Source organism: Flavobacterium sp. (genome assembly GCF_965262375.1).
In the GTDB taxonomy this organism is placed as follows: Bacteria; Bacteroidota; Bacteroidia; order Flavobacteriales; family Flavobacteriaceae; genus Flavobacterium.
Genome location: NZ_OZ253527.1, coordinates 681,699 through 696,876, shown reverse-complemented (window position 1 = coordinate 696,876; position 15,178 = coordinate 681,699). Strand labels below are relative to the sequence as shown.

17 protein-coding genes are annotated in these 15,178 nt (G+C 35.0%); 15 read left to right on the top strand and 2 right to left on the bottom strand.

What is annotated here, in order from left to right; translation table 11 throughout:
- Positions 1–121 precede the first annotated feature (121 nt).
- The 15 genes from atpB to ACQY29_RS03215 all read left to right on the top strand — a co-directional run bounded on the left by atpB (position 122) and on the right by ACQY29_RS03215 (position 13,503).
- Positions 122–1,336 carry a F0F1 ATP synthase subunit A gene (gene atpB / locus ACQY29_RS03285; protein ID WP_428223821.1) on the top strand — a complete coding sequence of 405 codons (1,215 nt, stop codon included), beginning with the start codon at positions 122–124 and terminating at the stop codon, positions 1,334–1,336.
- A 60-nt stretch (positions 1,337–1,396) separates the two neighbouring features.
- Positions 1,397–1,591 carry an ATP synthase F0 subunit C gene (locus ACQY29_RS03280; protein ID WP_014165720.1) on the top strand — a complete coding sequence of 65 codons (195 nt, stop codon included), beginning with the start codon at positions 1,397–1,399 and terminating at the stop codon, positions 1,589–1,591.
- Between the two features lie 88 nt (positions 1,592–1,679).
- Entirely contained in the window at positions 1,680–2,180 is a 501-nt protein-coding gene (locus ACQY29_RS03275) for a F0F1 ATP synthase subunit B (RefSeq protein WP_354018285.1), read from the top strand.
- Between the two features lie 10 nt (positions 2,181–2,190).
- On the top strand, positions 2,191–2,724 hold the full coding sequence (gene atpH, locus ACQY29_RS03270) for an ATP synthase F1 subunit delta (RefSeq protein ID WP_428223820.1): 534 nt from the start codon (positions 2,191–2,193) through the stop codon (positions 2,722–2,724).
- A gap of 32 nt (positions 2,725–2,756) precedes the next feature.
- Positions 2,757–4,334: a F0F1 ATP synthase subunit alpha gene (atpA, locus tag ACQY29_RS03265; protein WP_105195561.1), complete on the top strand. Its 1,578-nt coding sequence runs from the start codon at positions 2,757–2,759 to the stop codon at positions 4,332–4,334.
- A 71-nt stretch (positions 4,335–4,405) separates the two neighbouring features.
- Complete coding sequence (gene atpG, locus ACQY29_RS03260) at positions 4,406–5,263, top strand: ATP synthase F1 subunit gamma (RefSeq protein ID WP_428223819.1); 858 nt, start codon at positions 4,406–4,408, stop codon at positions 5,261–5,263.
- A gap of 138 nt (positions 5,264–5,401) precedes the next feature.
- The gene (locus ACQY29_RS03255) at positions 5,402–5,842 is read left to right on the top strand and encodes a GNAT family N-acetyltransferase (protein WP_428223818.1); all 441 of its coding nucleotides are present in this window, start codon (positions 5,402–5,404) and stop codon (positions 5,840–5,842) included.
- A gap of 75 nt (positions 5,843–5,917) precedes the next feature.
- A complete protein-coding gene (locus ACQY29_RS03250; RefSeq protein WP_428223817.1) occupies positions 5,918–6,385 on the top strand; it encodes a hypothetical protein in 468 nt (155 codons plus the stop codon).
- A 31-nt stretch (positions 6,386–6,416) separates the two neighbouring features.
- A complete protein-coding gene (locus tag ACQY29_RS03245; RefSeq protein ID WP_428223816.1) occupies positions 6,417–7,865 on the top strand; it encodes an oligosaccharide flippase family protein in 1,449 nt (482 codons plus the stop codon).
- A 55-nt stretch (positions 7,866–7,920) separates the two neighbouring features.
- A complete protein-coding gene (gene dut / locus ACQY29_RS03240; RefSeq protein ID WP_428223815.1) occupies positions 7,921–8,355 on the top strand; it encodes a dUTP diphosphatase in 435 nt (144 codons plus the stop codon).
- A gap of 113 nt (positions 8,356–8,468) precedes the next feature.
- Positions 8,469–9,479, top strand: a complete 1,011-nt coding sequence (locus ACQY29_RS03235; RefSeq protein WP_428223814.1) for a sugar phosphate nucleotidyltransferase — start codon at positions 8,469–8,471, stop codon at positions 9,477–9,479.
- Positions 9,480–9,484: 5 nt separating this feature from the next.
- Positions 9,485–10,003 carry a hypothetical protein gene (locus ACQY29_RS03230; RefSeq protein ID WP_428223813.1) on the top strand — a complete coding sequence of 173 codons (519 nt, stop codon included), beginning with the start codon at positions 9,485–9,487 and terminating at the stop codon, positions 10,001–10,003.
- Positions 10,004–10,158: 155 nt separating this feature from the next.
- Positions 10,159–11,493, top strand: coding sequence for a tetratricopeptide repeat protein (locus tag ACQY29_RS03225; protein WP_428223812.1), 1,335 nt, complete (start codon positions 10,159–10,161; stop codon positions 11,491–11,493).
- On the top strand, positions 11,490–12,275 hold the full coding sequence (locus ACQY29_RS03220) for a DUF4292 domain-containing protein (RefSeq protein ID WP_428223811.1): 786 nt from the start codon (positions 11,490–11,492) through the stop codon (positions 12,273–12,275). Before ACQY29_RS03225 ends, ACQY29_RS03220 begins: the two co-directional genes overlap by 4 nt.
- Positions 12,253–13,503 carry a murein hydrolase activator EnvC family protein gene (locus ACQY29_RS03215; protein ID WP_428223810.1) on the top strand — a complete coding sequence of 417 codons (1,251 nt, stop codon included), beginning with the start codon at positions 12,253–12,255 and terminating at the stop codon, positions 13,501–13,503. The genes ACQY29_RS03220 and ACQY29_RS03215 overlap by 23 nt, the downstream gene beginning before the upstream one ends.
- 48 nt (positions 13,504–13,551) lie before the next feature.
- Here the strand turns inward: ACQY29_RS03215 and ACQY29_RS03210 are convergent, their stop codons facing one another.
- Together ACQY29_RS03210 and ACQY29_RS03205 are read right to left on the bottom strand one after the other, a co-directional pair.
- Positions 13,552–14,067 (bottom strand): acyl-CoA thioesterase, encoded by a 516-nt coding sequence (locus ACQY29_RS03210; RefSeq protein ID WP_428223809.1) that lies wholly within the window; start codon positions 14,065–14,067, stop codon positions 13,552–13,554.
- Positions 14,068–14,150: 83 nt separating this feature from the next.
- Positions 14,151–15,110 (bottom strand): SPOR domain-containing protein, encoded by a 960-nt coding sequence (locus tag ACQY29_RS03205; protein ID WP_428223808.1) that lies wholly within the window; start codon positions 15,108–15,110, stop codon positions 14,151–14,153.
- Positions 15,111–15,178: the final 68 nt, after the last annotated feature.

Sequence of the window (15,178 nt, the reverse complement as noted above, 5' to 3'; positions counted from 1 at the left end):
GAATATGTTTTTTAAAGTTCATTAGGAGCAAGAATATTTTTTTTTTCGGACAATCGTTTTTCATATAAATAAAAAATGTACCTTTGCACCGAAATTTACGAACATAGAAATTTTATTTCCTATGATGATTACAAGAAAACCTGTATCATTACTAATGTCGGCCTTTATAGGCTTATTCTCTTGGGTAGCAATGGCTAACCCAACGACGGATTCTACTCATGTAACTGCAAAACCAGCTCATGAGGCACATGCAGTGGCGCACGACAGTGCACATGCTCAAGCAACACACGCTGAAGGTGAGCACACAACTGCGGGTCATGAAGCTAATCACGGTGGTCCAGTTGACGAGAAACCAGAAGTACAAGCATTTATCAAACATCACTTATTGGATTCGCATGATTTCAATTTGTATGCTGATGGAGAAACGGGACACCATGTAGGTTTTCCATTACCAGTTATCTTAGTAGACAATGGTCTTCATGTGTTCATGTCCTCTGCTTTTCACAATGAAAAAGAATTAGCAGAAGTGGATGGTAACTTCTATAAAATGGTTCATGGGGTAATCTATAAATCAGATGCTGAAGGTACAATTACAAACGATGCACATGGTCACCCAACCAATGCTAAGCCTTTAGATTTTTCAATTACTAAAAACGTATTTTCGTTATTAGTAACGGCAATCTTAATTTTCTTTGCTTTCACTTCGTTAGCAAAAACGTATAAAAAAGGAAATCCACTACCAACTGGTTTTGGACGTATCTTAGAACCACTTGTAATCTATGTGCGTGATGAAATTGCTCGTCCTAACATTGGTGAGAAAAAATACAAAAAATTCATGCCGTATTTATTAACGGTATTCTTCTTAATCTGGACGTTGAACTTAATAGGTTTAACTCCCTTAGGAATTAACGTAACTGGGAATATTGCTGTAACTTTATGTTTAGCATTATGTACTTTAATTATTACAAATGTAAGTGCTAACGCAGATTACTGGAAACACATTTTCTGGATGCCAGGTGTACCTGTACCTATGAAAATTGTTTTAGCGCCTATTGAGGTTTTAGGGATTTTCACCAAGCCTTTCTCGTTAATGATTCGTTTATTTGCAAACATCACTGCGGGTCACTCGGTAGTAATGGGATTAATCGCGATTATCTTCTTGTTCAAACAACAGTTAACTGCTGGTGGAGCTGTGGGAGTATCGTTAGCATTAACCTTATTTATCTCAGTAATTGAATTGTTAGTAGCGTTCTTACAAGCATTCATCTTTACTATGTTATCATCATTGTTCATTGGTATGGCGGTTCAAGATCACCACCACGATGATCATCATTAATAGAATAAAAAATTAGAATTTTTTAAAAAAATTGTTTAATTATTATATAAATCTTTTATTATGACAATTCCAAATTTAGTAGGTGCTGGTTTAATCGTAATCGGAGCTGGTTTAGGTTTAGGTAAAATTGGTGGATCTGCAATGGATGCTATTGCTCGTCAACCTGAAGCTGCTGGTAAAATCCAAACAGCGATGATCATCATCGGTGCCTTATTAGAAGGTTTAGCATTCGGTGCCTTAATCTTAGGTGCTTAATCAAATTTAAATTACGCTTTGCAACGGTTGGTTGCAAAGTGTAATTTTATTTAACCTATTTTTATTAATTAAACAGAAAACATCAATAATGGAAAAAATATTTAACGATTTTGGATACGGTCTATTCTTTTGGCTAATTGTAATTTTAACAATTTTAATTGTTTTATTAGCTAAATTTGCTTGGAAACCTATCATGGAATCTATAGAAACTCGTGAAGAAGGTATTCGTAGTGCCTTACAAGCTGCTGAAAATGCTAAAAAGGAAATGCAAGAATTGCAAGCAAGCAACGAACGTATTTTAAACGAAGCACGTGCAGAGCGTGACACGATGTTAAAAGAAGCTCGTGAAATCAAAGAAAAAATGATTGCTGACGCTAAAGAAGAAGCACAAACGCAAGGTGCTCGTTTAATTGAGCAAGCTAAAGCTTCTATCGAAAGTGAGAAAAATGCAGCTATGGCTGAATTGAAAACACAAGTTTCTGCTTTATCATTACAAATTGCAGAGAAAATATTAAAAGACCAATTATCTAGCAACGATTCTCAAGTAAAATTAGTTGAGAAAATGTTAGATGAAGTGAAATTAAACTAATACGAGAAGTATGTCAGGTAATAGAGCCGCAGTACGATATGCAAAAGCAATTTTAGAGGTTGCTACTTCAAAGAGTGTTGCTCAGGAAGTAAACAACGATATGACTTTGATTGCTAAAACTATCCAAGATAATGCTGAGTTAGCGACATTTATTGCTAACCCAACTTTAAAAATCGAAGTAAAGAACAGTGCTTTATTAGAAGTTTTTAAAGAAGCAAGTGCAGTAACAAAATCGTTATTTCAGTTATTATTAGAAAACAAACGTTTTGAACTTTTAGACAAAGTAGCTACGCAATATACAAAATTGTATGATGAAGCTAACGGAGTTGAAGTAGCAACAGTAACTACTGCTATTGCTATCACTCCTGAATTAGAAGCTAAAGTATTAGCTAAAGCAGGTACTTTAACAACTAAAAAGGTTACTTTAAAAAATATAGTAAATCCAGCAATCATCGGTGGGTTTATCTTAAGAATTGGCGACAAGCAATACAATGCTTCTGTTGCGAACAGTTTATTAACATTAAAGAGAGAATTGAGTAATTAATTATAACACGAAAGTGTAAAAATTATATAACAATGGCGGAAATTAAACCAGCTGAAATTTCAGCAATATTAAAGCAACAATTATCAGGTTTTGAATCTGGTGCTACTTTAGAAGAAGTAGGTACTGTACTTCAAGTAGGTGACGGTATTGCTCGTATTTATGGGCTTTCTAATGTACAATATGGTGAGTTAGTGGTTTTCGAAAACGGTATGGAAGGTATCGTATTGAACCTTGAAGAAGATAACGTAGGGGTAGTATTATTAGGACCATCTACAGGTATCAAAGAAGGTTCTACTGCTAAAAGAACACAACGTATTGCTTCTTTAAAAGTTGGTGAGCAAATGGTAGGACGTGTAGTAAACACTTTAGGACAGCCTATCGACGGTAAAGGTCCTATCGGTGGTGACTTATACGAAATGCCTTTAGAGCGTAAAGCACCAGGGGTAATTTTCCGTCAACCAGTAACTGAACCTATGCAAACAGGTATCAAAGCGGTAGATGCTATGATTCCAGTTGGTCGTGGTCAGCGTGAGTTAGTAATTGGTGACCGTCAAACTGGTAAATCAACAGTTTGTTTGGATACGATTATCAACCAAAAAGAATTCTTTGATGCAGGTAAACCCGTTTTCTGTATCTATGTAGCTATTGGTCAAAAAGCTTCTACTGTAGCTTCAATTGCTAAAACGTTAGAAGAAAAAGGTGCAATGGCTTATACAGTTATCGTTGCTGCTAATGCTTCTGACCCTGCTCCAATGCAAGTATATGCTCCTATGGCAGGTGCTGCTATCGGTGAGTATTTCCGTGATACAGGTCGTCCAGCTTTAATCGTTTATGATGATTTATCTAAACAAGCTGTTGCTTACCGTGAGGTGTCTTTATTATTAAGAAGACCACCAGGACGTGAGGCTTACCCTGGAGACGTATTCTACTTACACTCTCGTTTATTAGAAAGAGCGGCTAAAGTTATCGCTGATGACGATATCGCTAAAAATATGAATGACTTACCTGAGTCATTAAAACCAATCGTTAAAGGTGGTGGTTCATTAACTGCTTTACCTATTATCGAAACTCAAGCGGGTGACGTTTCTGCGTATATCCCAACGAACGTAATTTCGATTACTGATGGACAGATTTTCTTAGAGTCTGATTTATTCAACTCAGGGGTTCGTCCAGCAATTAACGTAGGTATCTCTGTATCTCGTGTAGGAGGTAATGCACAAATCAAGTCTATGAAAAAAGTATCTGGTACTTTAAAATTAGACCAAGCACAGTTCCGTGAATTAGAAGCATTTGCTAAATTCGGTTCTGATTTAGATGCAGCTACATTAAACGTAATTGAAAAAGGTAAACGTAACGTGGAAATCTTAAAACAAGGTTTAAACTCTCCATTTACTGTGGAAGACCAAGTTGCAATTATCTATGCAGGTACTAAAAACTTATTAAGAAATGTACCAGTAGCTAAAGTTAAAGAATTCGAAAAAGATTATTTAGAGTTCTTAAACAACAAACACAGAGATACTTTAGACGCTCTTAAAGCAGGTAAGTTTGATGACAACATCACTGACGTTTTAGAGAAAGTAGCAAAAGAAGTATCTGCAAAGTATAACTAATAAAGTAAATAGTGAGTAGTGATTAGTAATTAGCTAATCACTATTTACTAGTCACTAATTACTATAAAAAAATGGCGAATTTAAAGGAAATCCGTAATAGAATTACATCCGTTTCATCAACGATGCAAATTACATCAGCGATGAAAATGGTTTCGGCAGCAAAGCTTAAAAAGGCACAAGATGCCATTACGGCTATGCGTCCTTACGCTGAAAAATTAACAGAGTTATTGCAAAACCTTTCGGCTACTCTTGAAGGCGAAGTAGGTGGAGCTTACACAGCACAACGCGATGTGAAGAAAGTACTTTTAGTAGTAGTTACTTCTAACAGAGGTTTGTGTGGTGCTTTTAACTCTAACGTAGTTAAGGAAGTTAAAAACCTTACCGACAAATATCAAGGGGCACAACTAGATGTGTTAACTATTGGTAAAAAAGGAAACGATGTGTTGCGTAAAACACATAACGTAATTGCGAACGAAAGTACAATTTTTGATAATTTAACTTTTGATGCAGCGGCTGCTATCGCTTCTGAATTGACTGAAAAATTCATCGCAGGACAGTATGATAAAATTGAGTTGGTATACAACCAATTTAAAAACGCAGCTACGCAAATTGTAAAAGCAGAACAATTTTTACCATTAGCACCCATTGCTAAATCTGAAGCTGCTGCAGGTGATTACATCTTCGAACCATCGAAAGAAGAAATCATCATGACTTTAATTCCTAAGTCATTAAAAACACAATTGTACAAAGCTATCCGCGATTCATTTGCTGCAGAGCACGGAGCGCGTATGACCGCGATGCACAAAGCGACAGATAACGCTACAGAATTAAGAAACCAATTGAAGTTAACATATAATAAAGCGCGTCAAGCTGCTATTACTGGCGAGATTTTAGAAATCGTAGGTGGAGCAGAGGCGTTGAATGGATAAGATTCGAAAAACAGAGTTTTTCAAATCCATTCAAAGCGAAAAGAATAAACTTAGTTTATTTATTAAGGTTAACTAGATATTCGTTAATAGTTTTAAAAGAGTCACAATTTATTGTGGCTCTTTTTTTATTTTTATAGTATGGAATTAAAAGAACTCACCACCCTCGAAGAAATGCTGGCGCATATAGACGCCATCCGTCATTTATATCCAGAAATGGAAGAAGAAAAATATGTGAATTATTTATCGCTAATGATACCACATAATTATAAACAATTGGCCGTGTATGATGGAGACATTGTAGCTGGGATTACAGGTTTTTGGAAAGGTGTAAAATTATGGAGCGGTCCTTACATGGAAATCGACAATTTTGTAGTGCACCCTGATTATCGTAGAAAAGGTGTGGGAACTTTAATGACGGATTATATCAATCAGAAGGCGGAAAGTCTTGAGATGAATATGATAGTTTTAGACGCTTATGTAGAGAATTTCAAAGCTCATCGTTTTTATTATAATCAAGGGTATGCCCCTAGAGGCTATCATTTTATTAAAATCCTTCAGCCAGATAGATTGAGTAAGTAAAAACGTTGAGATTTATACTATTTTGGAACATTATTTGTTTTAGATTGATATATCTTTCATTAAAAACAGTTGTATATGGAAACCTTATTTTTATTCATTTTTTCTTGCTTGACCCTTCAAACGTGTAGCAGTCAATTGTCCACTCCTATCAAAGAAGCCTATACCCAAAGTTGGACTGGCGGGGTACGTGGAGGTGGTTCAGGTACAGGTTTTTATATCACTTTTCAAAAAGCTTTACCGGAAATCGTTGTAGTTGAACAATTGTATTATCGTAACCAAGTGGCAAAAGTTCACACGATATCCGAAACAGAATTTCTTTTTAGTTTTGTGGGGGCATCGAATTGGAACAGGGGTGGCGATGAACCTACAAGTGATGCTCCGCATATAAAAACGGTTAAGGCACCCGTAACTATTACAGATAAAGAGGCTCTTTTGCAGTACACCTATAAGGGTAAAAAGCGGTATTATAAAATCACTCATATAAAAGTAAAAGAAATGTTAGCATATCCTTCGGCACGACCTGATGGAAATGAGAAAAATTAATACTTTTGTACGTTTCAAATACTAAACTATTTTGAGTCTTTATAAAAGTTTATTCAAGCAAACACTTATCTACGGTTTGGCAACTGTTTTGCCTCGTATGATAAGTTTTTTATTAAATCCGTTATATGTGCATGCATTGCCAAAAGCTGAATTTGCCGATGTATCTATCATCTTTGCTTATTTGGTTTTTTTCAATGTGATTTTGTCCTATGGCATGGAAACGGCTTTCTTCCGTTATTATAATTTAGAGGAGAATAAGCAAAATGTAACCAAAACATCTTTGGTGTCCATTTTTTGGACCTCTTTTATTTTTCTTGCCATAAGTTTACTTTTTAGAGAAAGTATTGCGCATTTTATTAATGTAAAAAAAGAATACATCACCTATACGATTTGGATATTGGTATTAGACGCTTTGGTTATTATTCCTTTTTCAAAACTTAGAGCTGAGAAAAAATCAATGCGTTATGCTTTGATTAAAATTGGTAATGTGACTTTGAATTTGGGTTTAAATTTGTTTTTCCTTCTAGTTTTACCCCACATTTCTAAGGACAATCCTATCAGTACGTTGTATTATGAAAATTTCCAAGTAGGTTATATTTTTATTTCCAATGTTGTTGCCAGTTTATTGACTTTAGTTGTGCTTTCTGGACATTACATCAAACGCGAGGGACAATTTGATAAAGCACTTTGGAAGAAGATGATAAACTATGGATTGCCGATTCTTTTCGCAGGAATTGGTTTTGCCATCAACGAACATTTTGATAAAATCTTATTAGAAAAATTACACGTTTCTAAAGCAGACATTGGTGCCTATTCGGCATGTTATAAATTGGGGATGTTCATGGTGTTGTTCCGTACGGCTTATACCTTAGGTATCGAACCTTTCTTTTTTAGTCACGCACAAAACGAAAATGCCCCGCAAACCTATGCTACCATTACAAAGTATTTTGTAATATCGGGCTCGTTTATTTTACTTTTCGTCATTGTATTTATTGATTTACTAAAAGGATTGTTAGTGCCCAGTCAAGCGTATTGGGATGCTATAAAAGTCGTGCCTTTAATAGTTTTAGCTAATTTCTGCTTGGGGATTTACACCAATCTTTCAGTCTGGTACAAGTTGATTGATAAAACACACATAGGCGCAATTATTTCCTTAATAGGAGCTGGATTAACGTTGCTTTTAAATTATTGGTTGGTGCCTACCATGAGTTACTACGGTTCTGCGGTGGCTACCATAGTCGCATACGGAAGCATGATGCTTATTTCGTATTATTGGGGACAAAAGAAATATCCTATCCCTTACGACATAAACCGTATAGCGAGTTATATGGGCATGTCTGTGGTTTTAGCAGGTGTCTCTTTTTACGTTCCAAAATTTAGAGAAAGTTATCTGTTTGGAATATTTGCCTTAATCGCATTTGGTTATTATATTTATCGAAACGAAAAAGAAACCATATTGAAGATGGTGAAAAGAAAATAAAATTTGTAAAATTTTACTCCTTTCAAACACTATTAAAGGATAAGAAAATCAAATTATGGAAATCAGAATTATCAATAAATCAAAACATCCATTACCACATTACGAAACCGATATGTCGGCAGGTATGGACTTACGTGCCAATTTAGATGAAACCATCACCATCCCGCCTTTAGGCAGAGTGTTGGTAAAAACAGGATTGTTTATCGAATTGCCTCAAGGATATGAAGCCCAAGTGCGTCCTCGAAGCGGATTAGCCTTCAAAAAAGGAATTACAGTACTGAATTCACCAGGAACTATAGATGCCGATTACCGTGGGGAAGTAGGCGTAATTTTAGTTAACCTTTCTACTGAATTTTTCGATATTGAAGACGGTGAGCGTATAGCACAATTGGTCATTGCGAAACACGAACGTGTGTTTTGGCATCCTGTCGAAGTGCTATCTGAAACCGATAGAGGTGAAGGTGGTTTTGGAAGTACTGGGGTGAAATAGAAGCCCCCTAACCCCCAAAGGGGAATGACAAAACGAAGAAAAATTATATAAATAAAAAAACTACGCCCTCGGTAGTATACCCCTCCTTTGGAGGGGACAGGGGAGGCTTTTATATGAAAATAATCGTACCTATGGCTGGACGTGGTTCGCGTCTTCGCCCACATACATTAACTGTTCCAAAACCATTAATTCCAGTGGCTGGAAAGCCTATCGTACATCGATTGGTAGAAGATATTGCAAAAGTTTTAAACCAACCTATTGACGAAGTTGCTTTTGTGATTCATGAAAGTTTTGGAGAAAAAGTTGAGCAAGATTTGATTGCTATTGCCAATAAAATTGGTGCTAAAGGAACTATTTATTACCAAAATGAAGCACTAGGAACTGGTCATGCTATTATGTGTGCTAAAGAGTCGCTTTCAGGACCAGCGGTGATTGCTTATGCTGATACGTTAATCCGTGCGACTTTTAACTTAAATCAAGATGCGGATAGCGTGATTTGGGTAAAACAAGTGGAGGAACCAGAAGCTTTTGGTGTTATCAATTTGAACGAAAATAACGAGATTGTTGAATTAGTAGAAAAACCAAAAGAGTTTGTTTCTGATTTGGCAGTTATTGGAATATACTATTTCAAAGATGTAGCCGTTTTAAAGAATGAGTTACAATCGGTGCTTGATAACAATATTATTCATGGAGGCGAATACCAAATTAATGATGGGATTAAGCAAATGATGGCTAAAGGAATGAAGTTTGTTCCTGGAGAAGTAGACGAATGGATGGATTGTGGAAACAAAAATGTGACCGTTGATACCAACTCTCGTATGTTGAATTTCTTGCATCAAGATGGAGAAAATTTAATTTCTGATTCGGCTAAAATTGAAAATTCAACCATAATCCCTCCTTGTTTTATAGGGGAAGATGTAGTTCTAATCAATTCAACGGTGGGACCTAATGTATCTTTAGGGAAAGCTACGCATTTGACCAATGTGACTATCAAAAACAGTTTAGTACAAACGCATGCACATATCAAAAATGCTATCTTAGATAATTCAATGATTGGTAACCATGCGAGTTATAACGGGGAGTTTACCAGTATCAGTATTGGGGATTATAGTGAATTAAATTAAATTATATGGAAATAATTCTAAATGTAATTTTAAGTGTTTTAACTGGATTAATTTCCTCTTACCTTTTTCTTAAATATTATTTGAAGAGGAAAAGACCCGTGATATCAATATCTAAATATATTAGTAAAGTTAATATCAATGGAGAGAGCAATTATTTTTTTAAGTTTGTAAATAATACAGATGTTGAAATATTTGATGTTCATATAGAATTGACTTTTTATAAACCTTTTGGAGATTTTGCTGGGAGGAATTTACAAGGTAAGGATATACAGCTAAAAGATAACTTTATTTCTTATATCCCTTTTGCTAAGGATAACGATTTACATAATTTACATGCAATGAGGATTAGAACAACAGAAGATTTGGAACAGAATTGGGAGGATGAATCCTCGTTCATCAGACTGACTATCATTGCTAAACATTCTTTATCTGGGTTTAATAAGGTTTTTGTTCATGATTATCTTACGAAGGATTGTATAACAGAAAAGAAATTTCTGTCTGGTGATGAATTGAATGTTAATTAATTTCTGTTTAATTGAAAAAGGTATTATATTTGATAATATATTTTATTAATTAAAAATAGTAGAGTATGAAAAAAGATGTTATAGTTGGTTAATCCTAAAAAATATCAAAGTCAGTTAAAAGCTGACTTTTTTTAATTTAAAGTAGTCTCAAAAAAATGAAGATAAAGTTTTTTTTTGTTTCTCTATGTTTATCACATTCTTTATGGAGTCAAACAAATCCTGAAGATATCGCCCTTGAAGCCGATAGTTTTCAAGAAGCCTATTACGAAGCGTTAAAGCAAAAGGCCATTGAAAATTACGATAAAGCGATTATCAGCTTAGAAAAATGTTTGGATAAGCAACCAGAAAACGATGTCATCAATCACGAGTTGGGGAAAAATTATTTTTTCATGAAGCAGTATTTGACTGCCGAAAAGTATTTTACCAAAGCCACTCAATTGGTTCCAAAAAACAAATGGTATTGGATAGATTTGTACGAGGTGTATTACCAAACAAAGAATTACAATCAAGGGATTGCTACCTTACATCGCATCATCCCATTAGATGCGAAATACAAAGAAGACTTACTGGCATTGTATATGTATTCCCGCCAGTACGATAAAGCACTTTTGCTTATCAATGAGTTAGATGAAACCGATGGGAAGACCGAACGTAGAAATCTATACCGTGCCGAAATAAACCGTCAAACAGGTTCGAACGCAGGGAACAAAAATGATTTGGAAAAAGCTATTACTGAAAATCCATTGAATGAAGAAAACTATCTGTCCTTGATTACTAAATATTCTGAAAGTAATCAAGAAGAGAAAGCACGTGAATGGATTGAGAAAATGCAAAAAAACATTCCGAATTCTGAATGGGCACAGGTGTTTATTTTCAAATATCACATCAATGATGGTAAGGGTACCGAAGCCTATCAAGCTCTTGAAACGGTATTAAAAAGTCGCAAACTGGATAAGAAAATCAAAATCAAAATGTTTAATGAGTTTCTGATTTATGTGACTAAAAATCCAAGTTTTGAAAATCAGCTGACCACAGCGACGCAGTATTTTGAAGGTGACCCTGAGTTTGATGTGTACAAAGAAGTGGGCAAATTTTATTATAAGAAAAAGCAATGGGATTTGGCGATTAAGCATTTAGAAAAATCGGTGGTGGCTAAAAAGAACGATACTGAATCGGCTATATTTTTATTAGCTTCTTATGAAGAGAAAGGGAATTTTACAGCAATTCAAAAATTAGCGGTAGATAGTATCGATTTATTTCCAAACCAACCCGAATTTTACTATTTTGCAGGCAAAGCGAATTACCAACTTAAAAATTTTAAAAAAGCCAACGAATATTTAGAGATTGGCTTAGATTATGTAGTGGATAATCCCGATTTGGAAATGGATTTTTTAATCCTAATGAAAGAAGTTGCTTCAGCTTTAGGAAATGCTAAAAAAGCAGAGGAATACCAAATCAAAGCTACGAATCTGAAAAATAAGAAAAAATGATGAAAAATATAGCAAGCATGCTTGTAGTAGCTACATTATTACTGTCTTGTAAAGCAAAACAGAAAGCAGTAGAAACTATACCTGTAGTTACTCCAGTGGCTAATGAAACCACAAATAATATTATTGCTAATCATAGAGCGTTGACTGCAAATTTTAAAACGGCTTTGATTAAAACGTATGTTGATTATAAAGATGCTCGTCAGTCATTAAGTGTCTCAGCGGATATTAGAATAAAAAAAGATGAAGTAATCTTGGTTACGATTAAAATGTTTGGGTTTACTGGAGCTAAAGCGTTAATTACACCTAAAGAAGTTAAATATTACGAAAAGGTTAGTGGTAAATATTTTGAAGGTGATTATCAAATGTTAAGTGATTGGTTAGGAACTGAGTTGAATTTTCAGAAAGTACAAAATATGCTTTTAGGTCGTGCGGTTGATGATTTAGCATTAAAGAAATATGATTTTTCAATGGAAGATAATGCACCTAAATTAGACGAGGTTACCGATGGAAATATTGCAACGTCATTTGTATTTGATCCTAATTTATTCGTCTTAAAGAAACAAGAAATTAAACAAATACAACCTGATCGAAAAATGGTGGTGCAATACAATAATATTCAATCGTATCCAGAATGTATTTTGCCTATGGAGCTTGCCATTTTTGCTATGCAAGGTCAAAAAACAACTTCCATAGCAATACAAAACAAGCATATTTCGTTTAATGAAAAGATGAATTTCCCTTATAATGTACCCAATGGTTATGAACAAATTAAAATTAAATAAACTTCAAAAATTACCTGTCAAACAGATATTAACTTTTGTTTTGCTTTTTGCAAATTTTATTTGCTGGTCACAAGAGGAAGATAGGCAAAGAAGACTTGAGGAACAAAAAGCCAGATTACAAGAAGAAATCCGTCAGAAAGAACTTCAATTGGGGATGCAGCGCAAAAAAGAAAAGGATGTTTCTAAAATTGTGGCTAACCAAAAGGAGAAAATCGGATTGCAACTCAAATTAATTCGCACTACCGAAAAGCAAAAAAAGGTATTGGGAAACAGTATGTATATCAATCAAGTTAAGGTAAATCAACTTAAAAATGATTTGCAAATCTTAAAAGAAGATTATGCTGAAATGATTGAAAAATCATATAAAAGCCGCTCAGAACAAAGCCGTGCCATGTTTATCTTATCGGCTGACAATTTCTTACAAGCTTACAAACGTGCCCAATATATGAAGCAATATTCAACGTTTCGTAAAATGCAAGGTGAGGAGATTAAGGATAAAACAAGTCAACTGGAAACGTATGGTGCTAAATTAGGTGTGCAGAAAAAAGAAAAAGAAAAACTGATTGCAGAAAGCGAAAAAGAAAAGCAAGATTTAGAAAAAGAACGTCAAGAACAAGAGCGTTTGCTCAACAGTATTAAGAAAGACAAGAAAAAAATTATTGCCGAAATTCGTAAAAAACAAAAAGAATCACGTGCAATTGAAAAACAAATTGAACGTTTGATTCGTGAAGCCATTGCGGCTGCAAATAAAAAATCAGGGAATGCTTCTAATACTACAACTTTCGTTTTAACTCCAGAGGCAAAAGAAATGGCTAATGATTTTCGATCAAACCGTGGTCGTTTGCCTTGGCCAGTTGAAAAAGGAGCCTTGACCAAGCGTTTCGGGCGTCAGCCGCACCCGCTAGAACCCTCTATTATGATTGAAAGTAGTGGTGTTGAAATTTCATCCGAAAGAGGAGCACAAGCACGTGCGGTTTTTAATGGAGAGGTAAGTGATGTACAGATGGCGCCTAACGGAACGGCAACTGTAGTAATCCGTCATGGGGATTATTTGACCACGTATTCCAACTTGAGTAATGTGAGTGTGGGTAAGGGACAAAAAGTTTCAACCAAACAAGCTATAGGTTCAATTCATTACAATAGCTTTACAGGCAAAGCAGTTTTGAAGTTCTTAATCTATCAAAACACGAATAAATTGAATCCACAATCTTGGATAAAGAATATGTAAAAAAGAAAAGTCCCGCGAGGGACTTTTTTATTGCTATTAATTCAAAATTTAATCGTGAATAAACAAAGCTTTTAATTCAGTAGCTTCGTCGGGATGCATTTTACCTGCCAAGACTAAACTTAATTGTTTGCGTCGTAGTGCAGCATCATAACGTTTTTGTTCTTCCTCAGTTTGAGGTACAATTTGAGGTACTTCAACAGGTCTACCCGTATCATCCACAGCGACAAAGGTATAAATAGCCTCGTTAGCTTTAGTTTTGTTGCCATTTTCACGGTCTTCAATCCATACATCCAAAAAGATTTCCATAGAACTAGTGAAGGCTCTCGACACTTTTGCTTCAACCGTAACCACACTTCCTAGTGGAATGGCGCGGTTAAAAGCTACGTGATTCACAGAAGCAGTCACCGTATGACGACGTGAATGACGACGCGCTGCAATACTCGCTGCACGGTCCATACGTGCTAACAATTCACCACCAAATAAATTATTTAGAGGATTGGTTTCTCCAGGTAAAACTAAATCCGTTAAAACAGTCAAAGACTCAGATGGAAATTTTGGATTCATATTTTTAAATTTTTTACAAAGGTATAATGTTTATATTGAATATTAATTAAAAATGCCTTCCGAAATGAAAGGCATTTTGCGAATTATAAATTTTTAATCAACAACCAAGCTTCTGGATTATCCTTCTCTTGTATTGTGGTCAATTGGTATTGTGCTTCGGTATAAGTTGGGTAACTGCCATAGAAAACGGGATATAGTCCTTGTTCGTTTTGTGGCATTACTTTAGCGTCTTCAAAACCTTTTGCTTTTAATTCTGACACTGCTCTATCTGCATTAGCTTGACTTCTGAAAGAAGCTGCTACTAAATGAAAGGCTAAGGTTTTTTTCTCAGGAGAAGTGGAAATAGGATTGTCAATAAAGAAAGTTGCTTCTTGTAATTTCGTTTCTACCTCTTTTTGAACTTCTTGTTGTACTAACAAGGTTTGTTCTTGATTTTGTTGGTTCATGTAACCTAAATAGCCAGCAGTTCCACCACCAACACCTAAAGTAATTAAGGCTGCATAACGCATAAAACTGCGGAACGGATTTTTCTGTACAGGTGTAGCGATTGCGATGGTTTCGTTGATTTCTTCGGCCACTAAGGTTTCAACCACTTCTTCAGTAACAATAGTTTTTAAAACTTCTCTTTTAATGGTAGGTGATACAATACTACTTAAGCCAAAAGACGCTGTCAAATAATTGGTATGTTCAAAGGCTTCAAAAACAATATTGTTTTCGGTATTGTATTTTAAAATCCCCACGTTTTTTAAAACGATAAAATCACGATTCTGTAGTTTAGTCATCCATTCTTTTACCATGTTTTCTAAACGATGTACCGCTTGGTCGTAACTAATATGTTCCGTGGTAGCTATATGATTGGCTAATAAACCATCATTGTTTTTAATGTAAGTATTAAATGAAACTACTTTTTTAGGAGGGCAAAAGGTATTCGTGTTTTCTTGAAAAGTAGCCGTAACTGTTTCCGTCAAAAAGGCTCCAAAATTTGGAACAATTACACATTGGTAACGATATAATAATTGCGATATATGCTGTTCGATATTCATGTGTTCAAAATATATTTATGGTATCGCTAATGTTTATAATGTTGTTTTTAATAACAAATTACAATGGC